Source organism: Paenibacillus sp. TAB_01 (genome assembly GCF_043945595.1).
Taxonomy (GTDB): domain Bacteria; phylum Bacillota; class Bacilli; order Paenibacillales; family NBRC-103111; genus Paenibacillus_S.
Genome location: NZ_JBIFNP010000001.1, coordinates 354,384 through 375,760, shown reverse-complemented (window position 1 = coordinate 375,760; position 21,377 = coordinate 354,384). Strand labels below are relative to the sequence as shown.

The 21,377-nt window shown below is 53.6% G+C and carries 22 protein-coding genes and 2 pseudogenes; 7 read left to right on the top strand and 17 right to left on the bottom strand.

The genetic code is table 11. The annotated features are described in order from the left end of the window. Positions 1–21: 21 nt before the first annotated feature. From ACHHV8_RS01840 to uptA, 4 genes and pseudogenes are all read right to left on the bottom strand, one after another. Positions 22–657, bottom strand: a complete 636-nt coding sequence (locus ACHHV8_RS01840; RefSeq protein ID WP_395156258.1) for an MBL fold metallo-hydrolase — start codon at positions 655–657, stop codon at positions 22–24. Positions 658–669: 12 nt separating this feature from the next. Next, a pseudogene (locus ACHHV8_RS01835) lies at positions 670–1,235 on the bottom strand (thioredoxin family protein). A 78-nt stretch (positions 1,236–1,313) separates the two neighbouring features. Continuing rightward, positions 1,314–2,123: a phosphotransferase family protein gene (locus tag ACHHV8_RS01830; RefSeq protein WP_395156256.1), complete on the bottom strand. Its 810-nt coding sequence runs from the start codon at positions 2,121–2,123 to the stop codon at positions 1,314–1,316. A 125-nt stretch (positions 2,124–2,248) separates the two neighbouring features. Then, on the bottom strand, positions 2,249–2,860 hold the full coding sequence (gene uptA, locus ACHHV8_RS01825; protein ID WP_395156254.1) for an undecaprenyl phosphate transporter UptA: 612 nt from the start codon (positions 2,858–2,860) through the stop codon (positions 2,249–2,251). A gap of 275 nt (positions 2,861–3,135) precedes the next feature. On the opposite strand from uptA, the gene ACHHV8_RS01820 reads away from it, so the two are divergent. After that, positions 3,136–3,516, top strand: a complete 381-nt coding sequence (locus ACHHV8_RS01820) for a cupredoxin domain-containing protein (RefSeq protein ID WP_395156252.1) — start codon at positions 3,136–3,138, stop codon at positions 3,514–3,516. Between the two features lie 125 nt (positions 3,517–3,641). After that, positions 3,642–3,956 carry a dehydrogenase gene (locus tag ACHHV8_RS01815; protein ID WP_395163397.1) on the top strand — a complete coding sequence of 105 codons (315 nt, stop codon included), beginning with the start codon at positions 3,642–3,644 and terminating at the stop codon, positions 3,954–3,956. A 648-nt stretch (positions 3,957–4,604) separates the two neighbouring features. Here ACHHV8_RS01815 and ACHHV8_RS01810 read toward each other — a convergent pair. From ACHHV8_RS01810 to ACHHV8_RS01790, 5 genes are read right to left on the bottom strand one after another with little or no spacing between them, the layout of a single operon-like run. After that, a complete protein-coding gene (locus ACHHV8_RS01810; protein WP_395156250.1) occupies positions 4,605–5,231 on the bottom strand; it encodes a DUF3298 and DUF4163 domain-containing protein in 627 nt (208 codons plus the stop codon). A gap of 30 nt (positions 5,232–5,261) precedes the next feature. Further along, positions 5,262–5,705, bottom strand: a complete 444-nt coding sequence (locus ACHHV8_RS01805; RefSeq protein WP_395156248.1) for a polyprenyl synthetase family protein — start codon at positions 5,703–5,705, stop codon at positions 5,262–5,264. Further along, the gene (locus ACHHV8_RS01800; RefSeq protein WP_395156246.1) at positions 5,698–6,240 is read right to left on the bottom strand and encodes a polyprenyl synthetase family protein; all 543 of its coding nucleotides are present in this window, start codon (positions 6,238–6,240) and stop codon (positions 5,698–5,700) included. The genes ACHHV8_RS01805 and ACHHV8_RS01800 overlap by 8 nt, the downstream gene beginning before the upstream one ends. Next, a complete protein-coding gene (locus ACHHV8_RS01795; RefSeq protein ID WP_395156244.1) occupies positions 6,241–6,930 on the bottom strand; it encodes a response regulator in 690 nt (229 codons plus the stop codon). Then, entirely contained in the window at positions 6,891–9,212 is a 2,322-nt protein-coding gene (locus tag ACHHV8_RS01790) for a sensor histidine kinase (protein WP_395156242.1), read from the bottom strand. Before ACHHV8_RS01790 ends, ACHHV8_RS01795 begins: the two co-directional genes overlap by 40 nt. Positions 9,213–9,296: 84 nt before the next feature. Between ACHHV8_RS01790 and ACHHV8_RS01785 the strand changes: the two genes are divergently transcribed. From ACHHV8_RS01785 to ACHHV8_RS01775, 3 genes are all read left to right on the top strand, one after another. Beyond that, positions 9,297–9,509, top strand: a complete 213-nt coding sequence (locus ACHHV8_RS01785) for a hypothetical protein (protein WP_395156240.1) — start codon at positions 9,297–9,299, stop codon at positions 9,507–9,509. Positions 9,510–9,713: 204 nt separating this feature from the next. Next, positions 9,714–9,875, top strand: coding sequence for a sporulation histidine kinase inhibitor Sda (gene sda / locus ACHHV8_RS01780; RefSeq protein ID WP_395156238.1), 162 nt, complete (start codon positions 9,714–9,716; stop codon positions 9,873–9,875). Between the two features lie 180 nt (positions 9,876–10,055). After that, entirely contained in the window at positions 10,056–10,820 is a 765-nt protein-coding gene (locus ACHHV8_RS01775; protein ID WP_395156236.1) for a sulfite exporter TauE/SafE family protein, read from the top strand. Positions 10,821–11,293: 473 nt separating this feature from the next. On the opposite strand, the gene ACHHV8_RS01770 is transcribed toward ACHHV8_RS01775, so the two are convergent. The 3 genes from ACHHV8_RS01770 to yyaC form a co-directional block, all read right to left on the bottom strand. Then, complete coding sequence (locus ACHHV8_RS01770; protein WP_395156234.1) at positions 11,294–11,515, bottom strand: hypothetical protein; 222 nt, start codon at positions 11,513–11,515, stop codon at positions 11,294–11,296. 297 nt (positions 11,516–11,812) lie between these two features. Continuing rightward, a complete protein-coding gene (locus ACHHV8_RS01765; RefSeq protein WP_395156232.1) occupies positions 11,813–13,621 on the bottom strand; it encodes an ABC transporter ATP-binding protein in 1,809 nt (602 codons plus the stop codon). A gap of 15 nt (positions 13,622–13,636) precedes the next feature. Further along, the gene (yyaC, locus tag ACHHV8_RS01760) at positions 13,637–14,176 is read right to left on the bottom strand and encodes a spore protease YyaC (RefSeq protein WP_395156230.1); all 540 of its coding nucleotides are present in this window, start codon (positions 14,174–14,176) and stop codon (positions 13,637–13,639) included. 128 nt (positions 14,177–14,304) lie between these two features. Here yyaC and ACHHV8_RS01755 point away from each other — a divergent pair, with 128 nt between their 5' ends. Then, a complete protein-coding gene (locus ACHHV8_RS01755) occupies positions 14,305–15,576 on the top strand; it encodes a glycosyltransferase family 2 protein (RefSeq protein WP_395156228.1) in 1,272 nt (423 codons plus the stop codon). A 416-nt stretch (positions 15,577–15,992) separates the two neighbouring features. On the opposite strand, the gene ACHHV8_RS01750 is transcribed toward ACHHV8_RS01755, so the two are convergent. From ACHHV8_RS01750 to ACHHV8_RS01735, 4 genes are all read right to left on the bottom strand, one after another. Further along, positions 15,993–17,255, bottom strand: a complete 1,263-nt coding sequence (locus tag ACHHV8_RS01750; protein WP_395156226.1) for an LCP family protein — start codon at positions 17,253–17,255, stop codon at positions 15,993–15,995. 156 nt (positions 17,256–17,411) lie between these two features. Next, positions 17,412–18,200, bottom strand: a complete 789-nt coding sequence (locus ACHHV8_RS01745; RefSeq protein ID WP_395156224.1) for an SDR family oxidoreductase — start codon at positions 18,198–18,200, stop codon at positions 17,412–17,414. Positions 18,201–18,375: 175 nt separating this feature from the next. Continuing rightward, complete coding sequence (locus ACHHV8_RS01740) at positions 18,376–18,693, bottom strand: hypothetical protein (protein WP_395156222.1); 318 nt, start codon at positions 18,691–18,693, stop codon at positions 18,376–18,378. A gap of 81 nt (positions 18,694–18,774) precedes the next feature. After that, the gene (locus ACHHV8_RS01735; RefSeq protein ID WP_395156220.1) at positions 18,775–19,284 is read right to left on the bottom strand and encodes a dihydrofolate reductase; all 510 of its coding nucleotides are present in this window, start codon (positions 19,282–19,284) and stop codon (positions 18,775–18,777) included. Between the two features lie 668 nt (positions 19,285–19,952). On the opposite strand from ACHHV8_RS01735, the gene ACHHV8_RS01730 reads away from it, so the two are divergent. Next, on the top strand, positions 19,953–20,888 hold the full coding sequence (locus tag ACHHV8_RS01730) for a helix-turn-helix domain-containing protein (protein WP_395156218.1): 936 nt from the start codon (positions 19,953–19,955) through the stop codon (positions 20,886–20,888). A gap of 75 nt (positions 20,889–20,963) precedes the next feature. On the opposite strand, the pseudogene thyA reads toward ACHHV8_RS01730, so the two are convergent. Continuing rightward, positions 20,964–21,245 (bottom strand): annotated as a pseudogene (thyA, locus tag ACHHV8_RS01725) (thymidylate synthase); the annotation flags it as partial. Between the last annotated feature and the right edge of the window lie 132 nt (positions 21,246–21,377).

The following is a 21,377-nucleotide window of genomic DNA, read 5'->3' as shown; positions in this document are numbered from 1 at the left end:
AAGGAGATTTGCTCTCAAAACTTATACGTAAGGATTATTTTCTTTTTCATAGCCGATGGTCGTCTTCACCCCGTGTCCAGGGTAGACGACGGTTTCGTCGGGCAGTATGAACAGCTTGTCATGAATGGAATTCAGCAGGCCCTCGCTCCGGCCGCCGGGCAGATCCGTACGCCCGACCGACATGCGGAACAGCACGTCGCCTCCGAACAAGTGGGAGCCTACGAGGAAGCTTACGCTTCCCGGCGAATGTCCCGGAGTGTGGAACACCTGCAGTTCTATACCGAGCAGCTTCAAAATTTGCCCTTCGTCGAGGGCGAATTCCGCCGGATCGGTGACAATCGGCCCGCCAAGCTCCGGCCAGCGGTTCGAGCCGTTGCGCTTCGCATTCGTCAGCCAATCCGCTTCGGCATCATGCAGGTAGACGGGGCAGCCCTTCAGCTTGCGGATTTCATCCACTCCACCGATATGATCGAAATGCGCATGCGTCAGCAGAATCGCTTCGATGTTCATTCCCTCAATCCGCTTCAAGAGCGGCTTCGGGTTCATGCCGGGATCGATAATGATCCCTTTGTTCTCCTCGGGCCGAGACAGCAGGTAGGCGTTCGTTCCGAGCGGCCCCAAGGAAAACGATTCGATTTTTACTCCGTCTAGGCTCATCCGTGCGCCGCCTTAGAACGTAGAGAGAAGGTCGCGAAGCTCTTTCACGATAACGGTTTGATAGCCGGTGCCTTCTCCGTACTGGGCAGCCATTTCCTGGCGCGCCACTTTAATCTTCTCGTCATAATCAGGGGCTGTACGATCCGGGTTCTCCTGCTTGAACTTGGTCATAACCGCCTGCACATGACTAGGACGAGGACCCAGTGACCCAGTACATGGCCGCTGAAGTCGGTAAAGATCACGATCGGAATCGCCTCGCCGCCGCCGGTCAGGAATTGAGCCATCACATCCGGATGCTCTTCTTTAATCAGTACTTCTACCGGAATACCGGAGTTTTCCAGCGCACGGAAGACGGCCGGAACGTTCCGCACTACGTCTCCGCACCAATCCGCCATCAGAATCAGGCAGCGAAGGTCGTCGCGGTTGTTAAGCGATTCGAAAAATTGTTTATCCTCTTCGTTTTCCCAGGCGAAGGCTTCGTACCATTCCAAGAATTTCTCCTGGTTCTTGGTCATTCCGTCAATAAACTGCTGCGGCTTCAAGCCGGTTCTCAGCTTGCTTGCTAAATTGGCACTCATCGATAAGCCCTCCTTATGTATGGATCTAATCTTCATTCTATATAAAAAACCAAACCTAGGCAATTCCAGCGGCACCCTTTATTTTCTCTCAGCCAGCTGCTCCCTGACGAGACGGAGCAGCTGCCTCTCCTCTTCTCCCGATACTCCCTCGATCAATCGGGCCGCAGCCAGCGGAAGCATCCACTGACGGAGCTCTTCGCGTGTACAGCCGGAATGAGCCATATAGGACTTCAAATATTCGCGCAGAAGCGCTTTACGCAGCAGCGTAAGGACGGTCCGGACCGGTTTGGGCATCGCGGGCGGAAGCGCCGCATAATTCAGAATCAGCTCTGTCCGGGCGGCATCCGCCGCAGGCTGGCCACAGCTGCCTGTCGTCCAATCAATCACCACCGGCCCCTGCGGGGACAGTAAAATATTGTCGGGATGAAAGTCCCCGTGACACGCTTGCTTTCCATCGGGAAGCCCGCGAAGGTAGCGGATGACGGCATCCTTCTCCTCCTGGCTGAGCTGCGGAGCATGCGAGATGTTATACTCGAGCAGCTCTTTTTGCGGCGGAAGGCCTTCGCCCGATTGACGGCCAAGCACAGCATGCAAAGACGCCATCTGGCGGGCCAGCCCCTTCAGCTGCCAAGGCTTCTGCGTGAGGCGAAGGGTTAGCGTCGGGCCATCGACGCGCTCGTAGACGATTCCTCTTTTGCCGTCCACGGTTTCTATGCCGTACACGTCGGGAACGGCCAGCTGCAGCTCCCGCACCGTCCGGCTCAGCTTCCATTCCGCTTCCAGCAGCGGATCAAAGCTCCGGCTGCGGAACAGCTTAATAATTTTGTTCTGCTCCCAAATAAATACTTCGGCAGTTTTTCCCTGTCCGATTCGCGGTCCTAATGCCATTCGATTCTTCACCAGCTTCTATATGGTTAATGTTTCCTTTTCCTCTCATCTATTCAACAAAAAGAGCCGGTCTTCCTTCTGTCAACACAGAAGAAAACGGCTCCTTCAACGAAGGCCACGGCTGGTTATTGCGCAGGCTTTCCTTTTTTTCTTGTCAGCACCTTATAGATAACAAACAGAACGATTAACACGATAACGGCTATGATGACAGGCTTCGTATATTGAGAAGCATATTCGTCGATCTGCTCCCAGTTCGATCCGAGTGCCCTGCCCAGGTAAACGAACAAAATGGCCCAAGGGACGGTCCCCAGCGTCGTATACAAAATAAATTGAGCCAAATTCATGCGGGCCAGCCCCGCCGGGATCGAGATTGCCTGCCGAACGACCGGAAGAAAACGGGCCACGAAGACCATACCCGGACCGTACTGCTGAAACCAGCGCTCCGTCAAATCGATATATTTCGGCTTAAGCAATAAATATTTGCCGTATTTGTTCAGAAAAGGACGTCCGCCGTAACGGCTCAAATAATACAAAATCAGCTGCTGCAGCACGCATCCGATCGTGCCGAACAAAATCGCCTCAAAGACGGAGATTCCCCCTGGCAGAGAAGCCAGATACCCTGCGTAGGATAATACAAGCTCGCTTGGAATGACCTCCAGCATCAGCCCCAGTAAAATTCCCCAAACCCCTAAATTCTCGATAAACGCCATGGCACTTTGAATGAATTGATGTAGCATTCGTTTTCCTGCCTCTTCCTCTCCCGCGGAACAGCTGACCCGCATCCCTCTAGTTTTATCCTATTCTATCATAAAATGAATCCTTCATACCATCGGAGTTCCGTGGCATGAGAAGACAAGCGGGCGCATACTGTAGTACAAACTGTGGAGAAGGCGGGATGAACCGGTGGGCAAAGTATATATTGTCAGCAAAAAGCAGCTGCAGCTTTGGACGCTTGTAGCTCTGATGGCTTTGGGGACGGTGGGCACGGCAGCCTGGTACTGGGGGCAGGCCGATGCGAAAGCGACCTCAGCCTCCTCCATCCGTACAGGCGGAGGACAGTCCGGACAAGGCCGGGCCAGTTCACCTCGTGACCGGCGAGTTCAAAAGCACGGGACCTGACGGCAAAACTATCGAGGCTTACCGCTGGGATCCCGGCACCATTCATGTCACGAAAGGCGAGAAAATCAATCTCAGCATCTACGGCGTGAACGGAAGCAGCCACCCTTTTGTTATCCAGGGCTTGAACATTAAAGGCGAGGTCACCAAAGGCAAGGAAACGGTCGTTTCCTTCCAGGCCGACAAGCCCGGCACTTACCCGATCGTCTGCTTGACGCATTCGGATATTGCCCATAACGGCCCTATGGTCGGCTATATCGTCGTTGATGCCTCTTAAATGAGGCTGCGGCTTTCCCCCTGCTGCCTTCTTTTGGCGGCCAGGGGGTCTTTTTTCATCAGGCAGACAGGTGCAACGGGCGCCTCTCCCGCATACCATAGGGTAGGAAGGAGAAGATGAACCCGATGAATCCGTCAAGCAAAGTCAAGCACAATCAGGATTACCCTACCGCCCGTAAAATTCGCCGCTCCTGCAGCCGAGAGCTGTACCGGGCGCGAAAAAAAATAAACCAGTGGATCGCTCCGGATCTGGTGGAGCAGGCTGACGCCCTGTACTTTAAGAAGGTCGCGTTAAATTTGCCGTGGATCGTGGAGAACGGCAGCAACCGCAAGGTTCTCTCCGATTGGTGGGAAGAGAACGTCTGCCCTGAAATCGCCGAGCTGTGGCAGGTCGATGCCGCTGTGCTGGCGAAGGCGTTCAGGGAGTCTTTCGGCGGTTAAGCACGCGCCGGTGTTCACTAGGCTCCCGCTGCCAGGCGCCGGCCGCCGGGCCGGCAAGCCAGCCGGCTTGGCTCGCACCCGCTGGTCCCCTTGCCGGTAGAGGCGGCCTCATCGCCTTTGGCAGAGTCGAGCCCCTTTGGGCTACGCTTGCAAAGAGAGGCGCGGCCCTAACAGGCCCGAGCAGTCTCTTGACGGCCCGGCCCCCGCTAGGTTTCCCGCTTCTCCCGGCTGCAGGGCGGGCCGGGACCGTCGCCCAGCGCAGCGTCCGCGTTGCTTCTCCGCCTGACGCCGGTGTTGCGGCCGCATTAGCGCGATGTCGGGGCACTGCGCTACACCCCCGCCAGGCGCTGCGTTCGCTGCGCAGCAGCCCTCGTACAGGCTCTCGCCGAGCCCAGCGATCCGCTCCGGCGAAACCGGCGCTGTTTTCAGGCTTACACGGAACCTGAAAACAGCGGTTGAGTTTCCAACCTCCTTTTAGCCTGAATTTCTTTGGCTTAACGCTTCAAGAAAAAGAACGCCCCGTCCCCGCATATCAAACGGTTTTGGAAGCGTCCTGCTATCCGTTGGCATTGGCTCAATCGGTGCCTCTTTGTAGGACAGCCTCTGAGAATTCCCTCGCAAGGATAAGCGAATGGAAGCTTGGCTGCCTTATGATTTCAAAATGCCGACCGGGCCTTCCGGATCGAGAATATCCGCCAATTCGACATAAGGGATTTCGAAGGTAGGAAACCCATAGACATACGGGGTATATTCATACAGCTGAAAATAAATGCCGAGCGTTTTCTCCGTCATGAAGAAATCCTGATCCGGCCGGATGCTCTTGAACTCGGCGATCATCGGGATATCCCGTTCCTTGAATTGGCGCCGGATGATCTCCGACAGACGCCCGACATAGTCGCTCCCCGGCTTAAACAGATCCGCCAGCTGATACAGCCGCCCGTTATGCAAGTTAAAGGTTTGCGAGCTTTGGTACGTAATCCCGTGCGCGGCTCCCTTGGCGTAACCGTAATTATCATACAGCACGCTAAAGAGCCCTTTCTCATGAAGCTTCGTTTCGAAGCTCCCCGTAATTTCCATATCCGGATTGGAAACATAGCCCTGCTTGCGTATCAAATCATAGACCGCATCCAGTATGGCGCTGTTCACCATCTTTTGCACCAGGCCGTTCTTCAGCCCGGCCACCTGCGGATATTTCACCTGAAGCCTCGGCTTCACCAGCTTGTGTGTGACAATTCGTTCTCTTCCGACGCGTTCCGCGACTGCCGCCTCTTCCACAGACCTTCGCACCTTCCTCCTGTTTTACTGCTAAGGTATGCGGGCGGAAGCCTGTTGGTTCTCCATGGCCAGACGGCCGGCGAAAGGTCCGAGCGTCAGCTCTTTCCATGCTTCCTTCCATGGGGATACGGACGGAAGCCCGTTCCACAGGCGCTCGGCCCTGTCCAGATAAAGCGATTGAATGACCCGCGTATATTCCACACAGCCGCAGCTGTCGATAAAGTCCAGACAAGCCGCCTTATGCCGCAAAAAATACTCCCGGGAAAGCGCACCCTCGTAATACTGCCTCAGCACCGGAAATTCTTCATCGCAATGCATCAGCATGTACAAAATCGGCAGCGTCCGCTTTTTTTGCACCAAATCGTTCTTCAAATCGAACCGGATCAAATCGTTCAGGTCATTCTCGATCTGCGCAATAATGCCGATGCAGTCGGCCAGCTCATCGAAGCCGCTTTCCGTCCCCGGTTCATCCATCCTCCACCAAACTGCTGCCCATAAAGCAGGCCAGCCGGATCAGCGAGCCGGATTTCTCCTGAACCATACGGATGTAGTCCTCCTCCGTCTCCAACCGGCCGCCTATATCCTGCTGCTGCCCGCTGATCGACCTTGCCAGCATGCGGCTGACCTGTATCCCCAGGGAAGCATCCGACCGCGAATGGCGCTGAAGCTGAGCAAGCTCTCCTACCCCGGCCGCCATACAAGCAAGCACCGCATTCAGCGTGAACGCTTCCGGACACTGCATCCAGGACTTGTCATCCTTATCCCTGTCCTGCAGGTCATCGACGATATCCAACGTTAAAATAATCAGCTCGGTTAAAGCCGCAGCCCGGTAAAGCGCTTCGGATTCAGCGCCGCCAAACATGAGGCAGCTGGCAATCGTCATCTCGGACCATATACTGTGATCCGCCGCCTTTTCCCGGATAAACTGCTTCATCAGCCTGTTCAGCTCCGGTTCCTTTGCATAATCGTCCGTGATTCTCAGCATCTCCTGCAGCACTTCCTGCCTCACTTAAGCATCCCCCCGCTCCATTTCATTGTAATATTTGCTCTGCACGAACTTCTCTAAGGCTTGAACTCTTGATTTGACCCCCAGTTTTTCATAAATTTTTTTCAAATAGTTGTCGACGGACCGTTTGCTGACATAAATGTCCTGCGCAATCTGCTCATGCGTGGCCCCGCGCATTAACATCGTCATGATCCTGATTTCATCCTTGGTCAGTACCGCCTCCTGTGCCGGCAAAGTCGTCATCAGCCGCATATTCCGGTACAAGGGCAGCGGAAGCACCGTGCAGTTATCCAGAATGCAGCGAACCATGTTCTGAATGACGCTTTCGCTCGATTCCTTGGATATGATGCCGCTCACCCCGAGCTCAATCAAATGATTGTACATGTCGGCCACATCGATACCCGTAAATATAACGACATGCGTCTGTGCGCAGCGCATTTTGATCTGCTTGACAACTCCGCTGCCGAATTGATCCGGAAGATGGTAATCCAGCATTACCAGCCCGGGCTTATACGCTTCCACCAGCTCCAGGCATTCCGCACCGGTCTTGGCTACACCGACAACGGTAACTCCCTGGATCTGCTCCAAAATCGATTGTGTCGCCATCGCAATAAGCGGATGATCGTCCACAATAAGCGCCTTCATTTCCGTATTCATGCCGTTTGTACCTTTCTTATCGGAATTGTAATCCATAGCCTTAGCCCGTTTCCACTGCTTGTCCGAATTTTCCATTGCCCGTCCAGATGCAATACACGGCTCTTCATTTGCTCCATCCCCGTTCCCGATGCGCCGATTTCCTTAATGACTGCGCCGCCGGTCTCAAAGCCGACACCGTTATCCTCATACATCAGCAGGAAGTGGTCACCGTCGCGGGTAATGACAATGCTGACCAGTGAGGCCGCCGAATGCTTCTTGGCATTGTTCAGCAGCTCCTGAATGATGCGGAAAACATGATGCTTGATTTCAAGATCCCAGGCTTCGACCACCTCGGCTCCCCTCGTAAAAAATTTCAGCTCAAAGGGACACAGCAGGCTTTCATTCTCGATGACTTTGCGGATCGTTTCGAGCAGACCGATCTCATGCAGCAGATGAGGATGCAGCTCAAAGCAGCTTTGGCGAAGATTGGTATTAATAATTTCCACATAATCAATGACGCTTTTCATTTGTTCCAAGTTGTCATCCTGAGATGGTTGGTTTTCCATAATCGCTGCAAACTTTTTCTTTAGAAAAAACAAATCCTGCAGCGTGGTGTCGTGCAGGTCGGTTGCGATGCGCTTGCGCTCCGCCTCCTGCAGATCGAACATCAGCTTGCGGAACCACATAAAATCGTGCGCATCCTGCTCATTGGGCATCTGGGCCGCCAGCTGTTGGAGCCGGACGTTCAGCTTGCCGATCAGGTGCAGGTTTTCCATACTGACCGCCAGATAGGAGATGATCAGATTCAGCCAGTGCACGTCGCCTGATCCGAGAACCGTTCTCGAGATTTTGCTCGTCAGAATCAAAGAGCTGGTGTACTCTTCGTTCCGGCTGATTTCCAGGCACAGCAGCTCCGGATGCTCCCTCAAATCCAATGCGGCGATCCGCTCCACTTCATCCGGGTCAATCTCCCCCTCGATGACGGTCTCGATCCGGTCCTGATGTCTGAATGCAATGGCCGCCCCGTACAGCTGAAGCATCGTAACGATATCCACCAGCACAATTTCCTTCAGCTCTCGGAAGCTGGAGATGGACTGCAGGTTCGTCGCTATTTTCTTCAATGCCTGCTGAAGATGATATTTCCTTGGAAATACGATCGCTTCCAGCTTGATCAGGAAATTTTCAAGGAAATATAAAACGGAGGAGATGATCGCAAGCACCAGACAGAAGCTGATCAGCAGGTGCCGGACAGATGCTTCCTCCGTAAAAATAAAAGCGTTCAAAAAAGTGATGACCGCGCCTGGAACTACCGACAGCACAACGGTAAACAAAATGCGCCGGAGCACGAGATCGATATCGTACAATTGCTTGGTCAAAATCAGATAGGCGAAAGACATTGGGAAAAACAAAACGAACCAGGAGGTATATAGCGAATTGACCCAGTCATTTCCCGTAAGCAGCTGCGGGAGAAAGGAAAGACTGATAAAAGGGAGAAACGAGATGGCGAAAGCCCACAGCACCGTTTTAATGATAACGGATACATAAGATTCTTCCGCACGGTATTTGACATAAATCCAAGATAAATAAAAAAAGTTAAGTAAAATGCCGAGCAGGAAGAAAACAATGACGATGCTGCTGTTATATTCGTAAAAGGCATACGCAATCTGCGGAAAAAAAAACGTCATTCTGCACAGCAAGGTTAGTGCGACGAACCCGTATGCATATTTGAGAAAATGAAGCGGGAAAGCCGCCGCTCCCCGCTCTCTGACGAAATGAACAAAAAAATGGAAAAAGACGATCGGAAATACCATCATCAGGGTAGTGATAGCGATTTTGCCCAGCGAATCCCCCCGGGCCGACGCCCCGAGTGAGGCGAATATCAAGCCGATATTGACGAAAACAATCGAAAGAAACTGGCCCGAAATGGAGTTCTTCACTTTGAAATAAAGCAGAACTGCAAACGACAAGCACAAGATTTCGCCAAAAAGCGGGAAATAACTCGTCGATGCCTTAGCGGCCGCCTCCGAGATCACGACCGCGATTTCCTTGCCTTCCCGTTCAATAACAATCGTCTGCGCCTGCTCGATCGTGCGCCACTTCCGTACGCTCGGCAGGTCGCCCGGAGACAGGTTATCTACGGACCGGATCCGGTCTCCGACCTGGAAATTCAATTTCAGGCTGGCGCTGTCGTTGTCCAGCTTGCGGATCACCCATTCCTGCCCTTCATTCTGCTTTAAGATGATGCCTACGTAAGGATAGTGAAACGTGATATAGGCGAACCACAGCAGCAGCGAAACGAGCCCTACTAACGTCAACCGAAAAAAAATTTTCGTGTTCAAGCCATTTCCCCCTTGCTTTTCTATTATTTCTGTTATAATAAAATTGCAAGAAATGTTAAAATTTGTAGAAATAGAGGTGGTACTATGCTAACTGTAACTCATTCTTCCCAGCTGCATCATGCCGTCCGCTCGCTGAAACAACTGACATCCCAAGAAATTACACAATTATTCAAAAACAGCAAATGGTTCGAAGCCTGGTCTTTATCGCCAGCTGAAGGACAGGCTGTCACGAAATTATTCGCTAAATCTTCCGGTTCCGACATCAAAGCATCCCGCTCTGCCGATTTGTGGGGCTAATCTATTTCATTATTTTACCAAATGAAAAAGAGATTGTATATTCAGGACTTGTCCTAATATGCAATCTCTTTTGTTTTTTTCAATAAAATTGTAATTAAATAATGCAAAAAGGTATGTATAACCATGCAAATTTTTTGCGCTGATTCTACAGCAGTTTTCTTGTATGATTAGTATTATGATGAAAGAAAAGGAGAGCCGTGCAACATGTATAAAGAAATTCCCGATGAAGATTTAGTAGAATGTTATGTCAATGCCGTCCAAATGCAATTGGATACGGATTTCCTCGGCCTGCTGCTTGACGCATTGGAAAAGCGCAACTTGCATGTGCCCGTTGAGGTGCCGTATTTTAATTATAAGCTGGATTAATCCGCTAGCCGGCAAAGGCCCGCTTCGGCGGGCGGTCTAAAGACTGCTTCTTCGATCCTGATGAAGCAGTCTTTTTTTGCCATGAAATTAACTATTGTAGCTGGAGCCCCGATTCTATATACTTATCGAGTATGTTTTTCGGCAGTGTACGGTTTAAGTAAAGAAAGAAGGGTAAACATCATGGATTGGCCGGCATTAGATATGCTTCTGTTTTTGATTGGCGCGGGATTTGTCGCCGCGTTCATCGACTCTGTCGTGGGAGGCGGAGGGTTGATTTCCTTGCCCGCGCTGCTCATGGCCGGACTGCCGCCGACACTGGCGCTCGGAACGAACAAGCTGGGCGGAACGCTGTCCTCCGTCACCAGCACGCTATCTTTTCTTTCCTCGGGAAAAATTAACGGGAAGCTCGTGCTCGCGCTGTTTCCCTTGTCGTTTGTCGGCTCCGCGATAGGAACCTATACGGTGCACCTGCTGCCGTCCGCGTTCCTGAAGCCCCTCGTCGTCTGCCTGCTTGTCGTGGTGCTGATTTACACGCTGCTGAAAAAGAACTGGGGCGCGACGGCGTCGCCCCGCCCGTTAACCGTCTACACGAAGCTTGCCGCAGGACTGTGCGCGTTCGTGCTGGGTTTCTACGACGGCTTTTTCGGACCGGGGACAGGGCCCTTCCTGCTGTTTTTCTTTCTGCTGCTGGGCTTTGATTTTGTCGGGGCCTCTGGCAACGCGAAGGTGCTGAATATGGCGAGCAATATTGCAAGCCTGGCTTCCTTCTTCCTGCTCAAGTCCGTTCATATCGGCTACGGGCTGCCTATGGGCATTTCTATGATCGCCGGCGCTTATGTCGGTTCCAGACTCGCCATCCGGCATGGCTCGCGCTACGTCAAGCCGCTGTTTATCGGCATCACGACCATTCTCGTCGGCAAGCAGCTGTGGGAGCTGTTATTTTAGTAAAGCTTGTCGCAATTCCCTGCCATTGTCCGGCCTCTGCTGGGGCACAGGGCAGTTGAACCGCCAGTGAAAAAAGACGCCTATCGGCGTCTGAGCTTGTCGAGAAAACCTGAATATGTGTGATACACCGGTGGGGTATCCTCCTCCAGCCGCTGTTGAAATCCGTGAATTGGATTAGATTTAAAGGTATTTTCACGGATTTTAAAGGCGGACGTAAACTCTTCCGGAAGATACCCCACCTGCGTTGGTACGCATGGTTTACTTAGCATGGCTTTCTCGACAGCCTGAGACGCCTATCGGCGTCTTTTCCTGTATCTGCGGCCGTATGGAACGGCCGTTTGTATTGTCCAAGAGCTGCCAAAAGTGACATCTCTACTTTTCATGTCCGGCGGATAGATACTCTGCCCGCGGATTTCGCTGCAATTCAATAAAGCTTGCTGCAGCGTCTTCAGTGCTGCTTTCTACAGCACCTTCTATAAATTGACGGACAAATAAGTCATATCCATCAAATAGTTCGTTCCGACGCTGCGGGTCTGGTTTTTAATAAACTCCATCACCGGATCGGTCACCACATGCGGCTCGGTAACACGGCGCACATCCTCCCATACGCAGGAAACTCCCTTGCCCCCGGCATCTCCCGCATACATTTTACAGCCCTGACAAAACCGTGCCGTCTGCTCCTCATCCAGCTTCACGACTTTGTTACGGAGACAGCAATATATTTGACCATCCTAATCGGTATAGTTGATATGTGTAATGACACTCACCTCTGTCCAGCTCCTTCCGGTATAAATACTTTTGTCATAACTATTATATAAACCGTTTGTTAAATGAATGAAACGGTTGTGTAAAGGTTATGTGGAGAATGGGCAACCCCACCTGCCAATCAGTATATGCACCGGACCGGAGCATGGTTAGCGGGCGAAAATCACAGCTTGCTTCAGGCAAAATCGCGCCTGTCGGCCTGCCGCCTCCATCCTGCCGTGGACAAATTAGGCCAGCGCCTTGGCGAATTGGGTCTGGTACAGCCGCGCATACAGACCCTCCAGCTCGAGCAGCTCCGCATGGCGGCCGGTTTCTACCACCCGGCCGGCTTCCAGCACGACGATCCGGTCTGCCGATAAGATCGTCGACAGCCGGTGGGCGATCACCAGCGTCGTGCGGCCCTGCATCAGCTCATCCAGCGCCGCCTGCACGAATGCCTCCGACTCGGAGTCCAGATGCGAGGTCGCCTCATCCAGCACGAGGATGCGGGGATTCTTGAGGATCGCCCGCGCAATGGCGAGCCGCTGCCGCTCGCCTCCCGACAGCCGGTGGCCGCGCTCGCCGACCATCGTGTCATAGCCGCCGGGCATAGCGGCGATCGTATCGTGGATGTAGGCCTGGCGACAGGCTGCCTCCAGCTCCTCGTCGGTCGCATCCATGCGCGCGAACCGCAGGTTGTCGCGTACCGAGGCATGGAACATGAACGATTCCTGCGTCACGAAGGCGACCTGAGCGCGAAGCGAAGCGATCGTCACTTCCTTGATGTCATAGCCGTCCACCATGACGCTTCCCTCTGTCGGATCGTACAGCCGCGCGAGCATCCCGATCAGGGTCGATTTGCCGGCGCCGCTCGGTCCGACGATAGCAACCACCTCGCCCGGAAGGGCGGTAAAGGAAATCTGCTCCAGCGCATATTTTCCCGGCTGATACGCATAAGAAACACGGTCGAACACAATATGGCCTTCCGCTGCAGGCAGCTCTACAGCCCCTGGAGCGTTGCTCACCTCGGGCTCCATGTCTTGGTATTCAAAAATACGCTGGAAGACGCCCAGCGCCGTCCCCACCTCAACCTGAAGGTTGAGCAGGGTGCCGATCGGGCCGTACAACCGGCCCAAATAAGCGGCGAACGCGACAATGCTGCCAATCGTCATGGCCCCTTCCACCACGCTCCAGCCGCCATACATATAAATCAGGGCCGTACCGAGCGGCCCGAGGATTCCGAGCACCATCCCGTACCAGCGACCGACCAGGTTGAGCCGCAGCTCAAGGTTCATCACCTTCTGGTTCAGCTTGCCGAATTCCCGCTCCTGCTGCTGCTCCTGTTGAAATATACGGGTCAGCAGAGCCCCCGACACGCCGAAAATTTCGCCCAGCTGCGCCGACATGTCCCCGCGGACTCGTTGAGTTTCTCCGCGCAGACGTTTGCGCACATTCGATACCTTGCGAACCGGTAAAATAAATAAGGGCAAAATCACCGTAGAAAGCAAAGCCAGCCGCCAGTCCAGCGCGAACAGGATAACGACGGTCGTCAATACGACGACGCTCTGCGTCACTGCCGAAACGACGACGGTCGTCACCACGTTTTGCACCGCCTGTACGTCTCCCGTCAGCCGCTGGATAATTTCTCCCGACTTCGCATCCGTAAAAAAGCTCATCGACTGCCGCTGCAAATTGCGAAACAGCGAGCTCCGCAGGTCGCGCATCACGCCTTGGCCGACCTTGGTATTCGCATGGTTCTGCCAGACACCCAGCAGCCCGCTGGCCAGCGGCGTCAGCACCATCAGGCCGATCATCTCCATCAGCATCGGTTTGTCGCCCTGCGGGATCGCCTTATCGATTATTTCCTTCATGATCAGGGGAGGCACGAGACCGATGACCGCACCCAGCAAAGCCAGGCCGACAATCGCGCTAAGCTGCCACCCGTATCCCCGAAACAGCCCGTAAATCCGGCTCATGGATACGTCCTTCAGCGTAGCCCTTCCCCTGCTCTGCAGCGTCTCGCGCCTGCCGCTTTCCCAACGCGCGCCGTCCTTCATCCGTTATCCTCCTTTTTATAGGGGAAAAATAAGCTTGACCGCGGCGGCGATTTCTCCCGCCATGCTCATCACCCTGTACAGCGATGTGCTTTGCAGAATCGCGTACTTTTGCCCCTCATCCACATTGACGATGCCTGCAATGGAGTAGTCTCCTACCGCAGGCAGCTGCTTGCCGAGCGACTTGCCCGGCTCCATCGGCTGGTTGGAAACCTGATACCAGCACACCGACGACGCTTGGCCGAGGCCCGCGTCAATCGCAATTACTCTTCGCTGCGCCATGTGAGGCACTACCTCCGTAAGCAGCCGCTCCCTCATATTGCTCGCATCAAGCGGCTGCCTGAGCGTCCCGATCACATAGGGATAGCCCGCTTCCTCCAGCATCGTCCCGACAAGCGGACCCAGGGCGTCTCCCGTAGACCGGTCGGTGCCGATGCACAAGAACAGCAGGCCGTCGACGCCAATTCCCGTCTCGCGAATGGTTTGCAGGAAGGCAGGCAGCTCCGTGCCCTTGACCTTCTTGCGAATCAGCGGGCGTGCCCGCTCTTTTCCGTCCATGTCCGAGCGCACCTCCTTTGCTGCGTTTGCTGCATAGCTCCTATTGTAGCATAGCGTAAAAGGCATTTGTTGTTCCTTCGCTCAGCGTGATATAATGCCAAAAAATACGCAAACCTGCGGAGGAAGCCATGCTGACGTCCGGATTACAAATCATTGCACTTCTAGCTTTCATCTATTGGATAGCTATGCTGTGGGATACGTTTCAAGCACGAAAGCACATGGTCCGGCTGCCGTCGGGCGATCCCCGTTCCGCCGGGCAGAAATCTGGGCCATTCGCAGCGGCTGCCGCCGGCGCAGCCCGAGAAGGAGCTGCCTTCAGCAGCAGCTCTGACGCCCGGTGGAAGGATCTTCCCCTGGTATCCGTAATTATCGCCGCCAAGGAGGAAGAGGCCTCCATCACGGCCACCGTCAAGCACCTGCTTCACCAGACCTACCCGCGGCTGGAAATTATCGCGGTCAACGACCGCTCCCGGGACGGCACGGGCCGTAAGCTGGAGGAGCTGCGCCGATGGTCCGAGGGGCGGGAGCGGATTCCCGTACCGCTGAAGATCATTCATGTGACGCACCTGCCCGAAGGCTGGCTCGGCAAAAACCATGCCTTGTATCAGGGCTTCCAGCAGGCCAGAGGACAGCTGCTGCTGTTTACCGACGCCGATGTGCTGTTCGAGCCTGATGCCGTAGCGGATGCGGTCCGGTACATGAAAGAGCATCAGGTCGATCACCTGACGCTCGCTCCGCGCATGATCGTCCGAGGCTTCTGGCTGCGAGCCTTCGTCAATTATTTCTTCTTTACGCTCAGCCTGTACGTGCGCCCCTGGCGCTCGAATATCGACGCACAGCACAAGCATGGCATGGGCATCGGCGCCTTCAACCTGCTGACGCGGGCCGCCTACGAGCGCATCGGGACGCACCGGGCGTTAGCCCTGCGGCCCGACGACGATCTGGTGCTCGGGCATAGGGTCAAGCAGGCCCGCCTGCGGCAGCGGCTCGCTTCCGGCCAGGAGCATATCGCAGTGGAATGGTACCCCAGCCTGCGGGCGGCAGTGAAAGGCCTGGAAAAAAATCTGTTTTCCGGCTTTCAGTACCGGATCACGCTGGCCGCGGCCGCTTTGCTTGGACAGGCGCTGCTGTTCCTGCTTCCTTTCGCTGCGGTATGGCTGGCCGGCGGCTGGGCAGCGTGGCTTTTTGCCGGCTCCATCGCCATCATGATCGCAGTCTACCTGCAGCTCATCCGCTCGCTGACCGGAGGAATCGGGATCGAGGTGCTCGCGCTGCCGGCGACCATCTGCATCTTATGCTATATCGTAGCCCGATCGGTTCTGCTGACTCTAAAGCAGGGCGGCATCTACTGGCGGGGCACCTTCTATTCCTTGGACGAGCTGAAACAAATGCAGCGTTAGCTGCTCAAACCGCTGTCCTCGGCGCTTGGACGGACGCTCGAACGAAGCGGATTTCACGAAATTTTAACACCGCAGACAGATGTGGTATTATAAAATAAAAGAAAAGAGGCGCGGACGGAACAGCCCGGAATCGCGCTAAACCAAGAGAGGGAGAGCTGCCATGAGTGCCAATCATCCTGCCAGAAAAATTTCTTATGTTACCGGTGCCGCACTGCTAACTTTTGTTCTTATCGTCGCTTATCAGCTCTGTCAAGCCGTATAATTCATAGCTTCATGACTCACACACAGACAGCCATGACATCACACATTTGAACCCTCGTTCCATCTTACCTGGTAGAGCGGGGGTATTTATTTTAATAGAGATCATCGCAAAAAGCCGCCCTTTCATCAAAGGCGGCCTGTAATCGTTACTTGAATTATGGAGTTAACGTTTTGCCTGGAGTTGAGCTGCGCTGTTCCACGGTCTTATCCGGCGAGCTGTAAGTCGTTTGGGTCACCGTCTTCGTGGACGTATCGCTTCCTTTAGGCTTAGTATCGGGTTCTTTCGTCTTGACGCTGTTCGTGCCGGACTTATTGCTGCTGTTATTGCTGCTGTTGCTGCTCTTAGAGCCGCTGCTGCTAGAGCTGCTGTTGCTGTAGACCTGACGGCTGGAGGTGGCAGTTTCGCCGCTCTCGGCTTTATCTTCATCCTCGTCTTCTTCGTAAGAAGATACAAATTCATCCGCGGATTCGCCGCGCTGCAGCTTTAAGGCATCGCGCGCCTTATCAACGTCCTCATCCTTGACGATGATGTAAGGGCTCACCCAATCCCCGTTCAGATGAATGTATTCCACATTGGAGGGCTTCATCATGAAATACGTTCCGATCAGCTCCCGGATTTGGGAGGACGGCACATCGGTGCGCATATGGTCGCCGACCGCTTGAATAATTTGCGTCAGCTTCGTGATGCCGCCCGTGCTTTTCAAAGTATTCAACAGCTCGTTCAGCACCTGCTGCTGCCTTTGGTTGCGTTCCAGGTCGCTGGACTCCTCCGTGCCTCTGTTCGACTTGCGGTAGCGGACAAAATCGAGCACCTGCTTGCCGTTCAGCGTAGCGACGCCCTTCTTCAAGTTGATGTTCGTTCCATCCTCGTCATCGACATATCTCATATCCATATCGACATTGACAGTAAGTCCCCCGAGAATGTCGACCGTCTGTCTGAAGCCGTCAAAATCAACCGTGACCACATAATCGATGGGCACATCCAGATAGTCGCTGAATACCTTCTTGGTGTCCTCATAGGCATGATCGCGGTCCGTATTATAAAAGTATGGATAGTAATAGTTCGCTTTACGCGACGGAAGCCCTTTCGGAGCCAGCTGCATATCCCGCGGGAGGGAAACGACGGTGGCCGACTGAGTCGTCGGATTCACGGTTACGACCATAATTACGTCCGAGTTCAGGCTGCCCGTATCTTCCCGATGGTCGATGCCGAGCAGCAGCACGGTAAGCGGCTTCGTCTTTACGGCCGCCGCCTCCACCTCGGTTACAGGCTCGTCCGTGCCTATTTTTTCGATTGCAATATTCGTTTGCTTATATAAAGCGTACGCGTACAAGCCTATAGCCACGACAACGAGAAAGAGACAGGATAAGGCGATTTTCAAGAACATTCTTGGCTTCTTGTGCTTTACTTTACGCATCGTAAAATCCTCGTTTCCTTTTTGTAGAAAAACAGATAATTACGATTATATACGTATCATTTTACAAAAAGATGACAAATAGGTTAAAATTCGCGATGTTCCGACAACTTTGTCCAACTCGTGACTATAGACCGGCTGCAGAGCAGCCTTTCTCTCTTAATTTCGGAAGCCGCCTTCGGAATGGATGATTTGGCCTGTAATCCATTCGGCTTCCCTGCTGGCAAGGAACGCCACCAGCCGCGCCGCGTCTTCGGGCGTCCCGATGCGGCCGCGCGGAAACCGGGGCAGCAGCTCCCGCTTGAGGCTGCCGGTCATCCATCCGGTATCCGTTGGCCCGGGATCGACAGCATTGACCGTAATGCCCAGTCCGGCGAGCTCTGCTGCCAGGGTCACCGTAAAGGCGGAAACCGCGCCTTTGGTGGCCGCATAGGCCAGTTCCTCCGGCATCGGGCCCTGATCCTGGCCGGAGACCATATGGATGATGCGTCCGCCCTGCGCGCCGCGTCGGCGGGCAAATTCGACGCTCAGCAGGCAGGTGCCCCGGACATTGACGGCATAATGCGTATCCAGGGTAGCGGCGTCCAGACGGGCATAGCCGTCTCTCGTAGAGTAAGCGGCATTGTTCACAAGAATCGAAGCGGAGCCCAGCCTCTTCTCCACCGCGTCCATCACTTCCTGAGGGCCCTCGGGCCGGGATAAATCGCACTCCAGCTCCTCCGCACGTACGCCCAAGGCGCGAAGCTCGCCCGCAAGCTGCGTGGGCCATGCCTCCTCCGCTCCCCACTCCATGGTCCGGTCATATGCCTTCCAGTGGGTAAACAAAACGTCGGCCCCCGCTTGGGCCAAAGCTCTGCAAATAGCCGTGCCGATTCCCGCAGGACGGCTTGCTCCCGTAACTACCGCGATCTGTCCTTTTAATCCCGTTTTATTTGAATGCTCCATCATGTTATCCGCTCCTTCCTTGCATTATTATGCTCCGGCGCAAGGGTTGAGGATAGGGATGCTATTTATTAAACGATTTTTTCGGCTTGTTAACGCGAAAAAGCTGCGTTAGCGTCAAAAAGCCCCGGCCATCGAAAATTCGATAGACCGGGGCCGGCTTCCTTGCGATGCGATTCACCTATCGGACCTGCTTGGGCTGCTCCGTATTGCCGTTTACGATATCCGCGCTCTGGATCGCTTGGGTTAATTGATCCTGCACCTGCTGAAGCTGCTGGTGAACGGATTCCGTATCATGCGCGCTAAGCTGGCTTTGCGCCTGCTCCAAGGTACGCTGCGCCGTCTGCAGCTGCGCAACCGCGCTCGCAAACTTTTGCGGGTTGGACTCCAATTGAGCGTGACGGACAGCCATTTCGGCATCCTTCGCGACCTGGATCGCCTTTTCCGCATTATCGATTACGTGCTCCAGCGGCATTTGATGTTGATTGACATCAGTCATGCATGTTCTTCCTCTCTTGTCGGGATTCCCTGTTAAGGTGCTCCAAAACAAAAGAGTTCATTCTTCCGGATTGCCGTGAATTTAATGCTGCGGCACCGAGGCCGGCTGTCTTTCATAAAGTACGAAATCGTAGTCATACGGATTATCCGCATTTTTCGGCCCCCGGTTCCGCGAAACTTCCTTCCACTGCGACAAGTCCAGCGGCTCAAAAAAAGCATCCGCTTCAAAGCGGTGAGCAATCTCCGTAATATACAGCCTGTCTGCGTAAGGAAGCAGCTGCCTGTACACCTCGGCACCGCCGATCACAAACAGCTCCTCCTTCTCGAGTCCGCCATACCTGGCGACGATTTCGTCGAGGGTATGTACGATTTCACAGCCTTCCGCAAGGAAGGAAGGATTTCCGGTTACAATAACATTATGTCTTTTGGGCAGGGGTCTGCCGATTGATTCGAACGTTTTTCTTCCCATAATGACGGTATGCCCGCTGGTCGTTCTGCGAAAAAAGGCCATGTCTTCAGGCAATCGCCAAGGCAGTTTATTGTCAATGCCGATGCCTCTGTTCTCGTCCATAGCCAATATAAATGAAATCATGCTAGCCGCTCACCTTTCCTGCACGCTTGGGAGTCCGCGTTTTTCATTACATGATAGCATACGACCTCGAAGAGCGGCAATGGAGCTTTTCGCAGCGTTTAAACCCCGGATCCCGGATTGCATTCTTATGCTCTTACGCTCTCTTCAGCCTGACGCAGGATCGAAGTCCGGTATACATAGTAATGCCTCGAACAGTATCCTTTGGAAACCGAATGCCCCTGGCAGTTGACCCATTGGCACTGTTTCGGCTCTTTTTTCATCTTTTTTCTTATAATATGAGGGGCCCGTTACGAAGCATTCTTTGATGGTGGGTCGAGCATAATCCTCTCGCCTTGACGGGGCGAGGACATCCTTCGACAGTACACACTTTCATACTCCAAGCTCCTTTTTTCGTAGTTGATAAGTTCCGATAAGCTCAGGAATTAACTCGGAATCATCTTATTATAAAACGCAGCCTCCCTTTGCATAAAGCCTGCTGAAGCCCAAAGAGACCGATTCGGACCGATACTGCTTCGCTATTTCATCCTTGTGCGTGCCTTTTTTCACAAGAGGTTAATAAATTAACTTCCGCCCCTGCCAATGTTTATCATCTTGCTTTCCTTCCTCGTTCGTAGGATAATTTTCTATTGTAAAAAAAGATTGTAGAGAGAGGGGCAAACACGATAGAAGTGTCCGTACAAGATTCGCAGGCCGCCCTGCAAACCTTGCTACAGCTGTTGAATCATAAAGCCATGGCTGTCATTCAAACAACAGGTGACCGTACCTTGTCATTCGCCGACTGCAACGAGACTTTATTGGAGCTGACCGGCTACAGCCGACAGGAGCTGCTGTCGCAGGATCCTTTATCCTTGCTGGCCGATACGCCTCTTTCGCATATAAATCGAACGCGGAATTTGTTAACCCGAAGGCAGTACTTTAAAACCGAAGCGGCCTTCTGGACTCCTAAGAAGCAGCGGCTGCACATCGAGCTGGAGCTGCACCCCTTAGCTCTGCCCGGCGGCGATCTCCAGCTGGTCATAGTCGAACCTATCTGCACACGCAAATGGATCAAGCACCAGCTTATCAAACAATCCGTCATCGTCTCGGGAGTTCTCAGTCCAAGCCTCGTCATTGAGCTGTACGATCCCTACTTCGATTCCATCCTCGAGCACAAAATGGCTTATGAGACTTTCTCGGCGCTTGATTTCATTTCGGAGCTCGATTATCCCGCCGTTCAGCAAGCCTTGACCGAGATTAGCGAGCAGGGCAAGCCAAAGGAGCTGATCCTGAGAACGACCAAGCTGTCGAATGTACTCGAGCTGGAGTTAAAAATCACCCTCCGCCCCTTTTTCAACGGCTCGGGCAGACTGTTCAATTACGGCTTTATCATTACCGAGCTGAAGCCTTACGAGGAAAGCGACAATGCGGCCATCCGGCTGAAAATCGTTATGGCCCAGCGAAGCATGTCCGCCCAGGCTTTGGCCGAAGCGACCGGCATTACGGTTCAGACCATCTCCAAGCTGCGCAACGGCAAAATCGCAAAGCCGCAGCGGCTTACGGCACAGCTGATTGCCGCGGAGCTGGGGGTATCCGTATCGGATATCTGGTCCGATACGGGCAAATAAACACAGCGGCCGCGCAAACCGGTTCAGGTTGCGCAGCCGCTGTGTTTTTTCACGCCATGCTCATATTCAGCATGATCAGATCGCTATCGGAGCCTTGATGCCTTTGTGGCTTTGGTAGCCTTCGATCACGAAATCCTCGTACTTGTAATCAAAAATCGAGTCAGGCTTTCTCTGAATGACGAGCTTGGGCAGCGGGAACGGCTCCCGTGTCAGCTGCAGCTTCGCCTGCTCCAAATGGTTCAAATACAAGTGAACGTCCCCGCCGGTTCAAACCAGCTCACCGACATCCAAATCGCACTGCTGCGCTATCATATGGGTCAGCAGCGCGTATGACGCCAGATTAAACGGCAGTCCCGCAAGTTTTTCGGTAGCAAAATTCTGATGAATATATTGCAAATACAACCTTCATCAATTCAACTCTCTGTACTCACCAAAAATTTCCGATGAATATGCATTTGCCTTTTCCTCAGATAGTTTAGCATTAAAAAC

Bases quoted from the DNA above. Each gene is read 5' to 3' on its own strand.
- ACHHV8_RS01840 (WP_395156258.1), bottom strand. From the start codon at position 657: ATGAGCCTAGACGGAGTAAAAATCGAATCGTTTTCCTTGGGGCCGCTC.
- ACHHV8_RS01830 (WP_395156256.1), bottom strand. From the start codon at position 2,123: ATGGCATTAGGACCGCGAATCGGACAGGGAAAAACTGCCGAAGTATTT.
- uptA (WP_395156254.1), bottom strand. From the start codon at position 2,860: ATGCTACATCAATTCATTCAAAGTGCCATGGCGTTTATCGAGAATTTA.
- ACHHV8_RS01820 (WP_395156252.1), top strand. From the start codon at position 3,136: ATGCGAAAGCGACCTCAGCCTCCTCCATCCGTACAGGCGGAGGACAGT.
- ACHHV8_RS01815 (WP_395163397.1), top strand. From the start codon at position 3,642: ATGAATCCGTCAAGCAAAGTCAAGCACAATCAGGATTACCCTACCGCC.
- ACHHV8_RS01805 (WP_395156248.1), bottom strand. From the start codon at position 5,705: ATGGATGAACCGGGGACGGAAAGCGGCTTCGATGAGCTGGCCGACTGC.
- ACHHV8_RS01795 (WP_395156244.1), bottom strand. From the start codon at position 6,930: ATGGATTACAATTCCGATAAGAAAGGTACAAACGGCATGAATACGGAA.
- ACHHV8_RS01785 (WP_395156240.1), top strand. From the start codon at position 9,297: ATGCTAACTGTAACTCATTCTTCCCAGCTGCATCATGCCGTCCGCTCG.
- sda (WP_395156238.1), top strand. From the start codon at position 9,714: ATGTATAAAGAAATTCCCGATGAAGATTTAGTAGAATGTTATGTCAAT.
- ACHHV8_RS01775 (WP_395156236.1), top strand. From the start codon at position 10,056: ATGGATTGGCCGGCATTAGATATGCTTCTGTTTTTGATTGGCGCGGGA.
- ACHHV8_RS01765 (WP_395156232.1), bottom strand. From the start codon at position 13,621: ATGAAGGACGGCGCGCGTTGGGAAAGCGGCAGGCGCGAGACGCTGCAG.
- yyaC (WP_395156230.1), bottom strand. From the start codon at position 14,176: ATGGACGGAAAAGAGCGGGCACGCCCGCTGATTCGCAAGAAGGTCAAG.
- ACHHV8_RS01755 (WP_395156228.1), top strand. From the start codon at position 14,305: ATGCTGACGTCCGGATTACAAATCATTGCACTTCTAGCTTTCATCTAT.
- ACHHV8_RS01750 (WP_395156226.1), bottom strand. From the start codon at position 17,255: ATGCGTAAAGTAAAGCACAAGAAGCCAAGAATGTTCTTGAAAATCGCC.
- ACHHV8_RS01745 (WP_395156224.1), bottom strand. From the start codon at position 18,200: ATGATGGAGCATTCAAATAAAACGGGATTAAAAGGACAGATCGCGGTA.
- ACHHV8_RS01740 (WP_395156222.1), bottom strand. From the start codon at position 18,693: ATGACTGATGTCAATCAACATCAAATGCCGCTGGAGCACGTAATCGAT.
- ACHHV8_RS01735 (WP_395156220.1), bottom strand. From the start codon at position 19,284: ATGATTTCATTTATATTGGCTATGGACGAGAACAGAGGCATCGGCATT.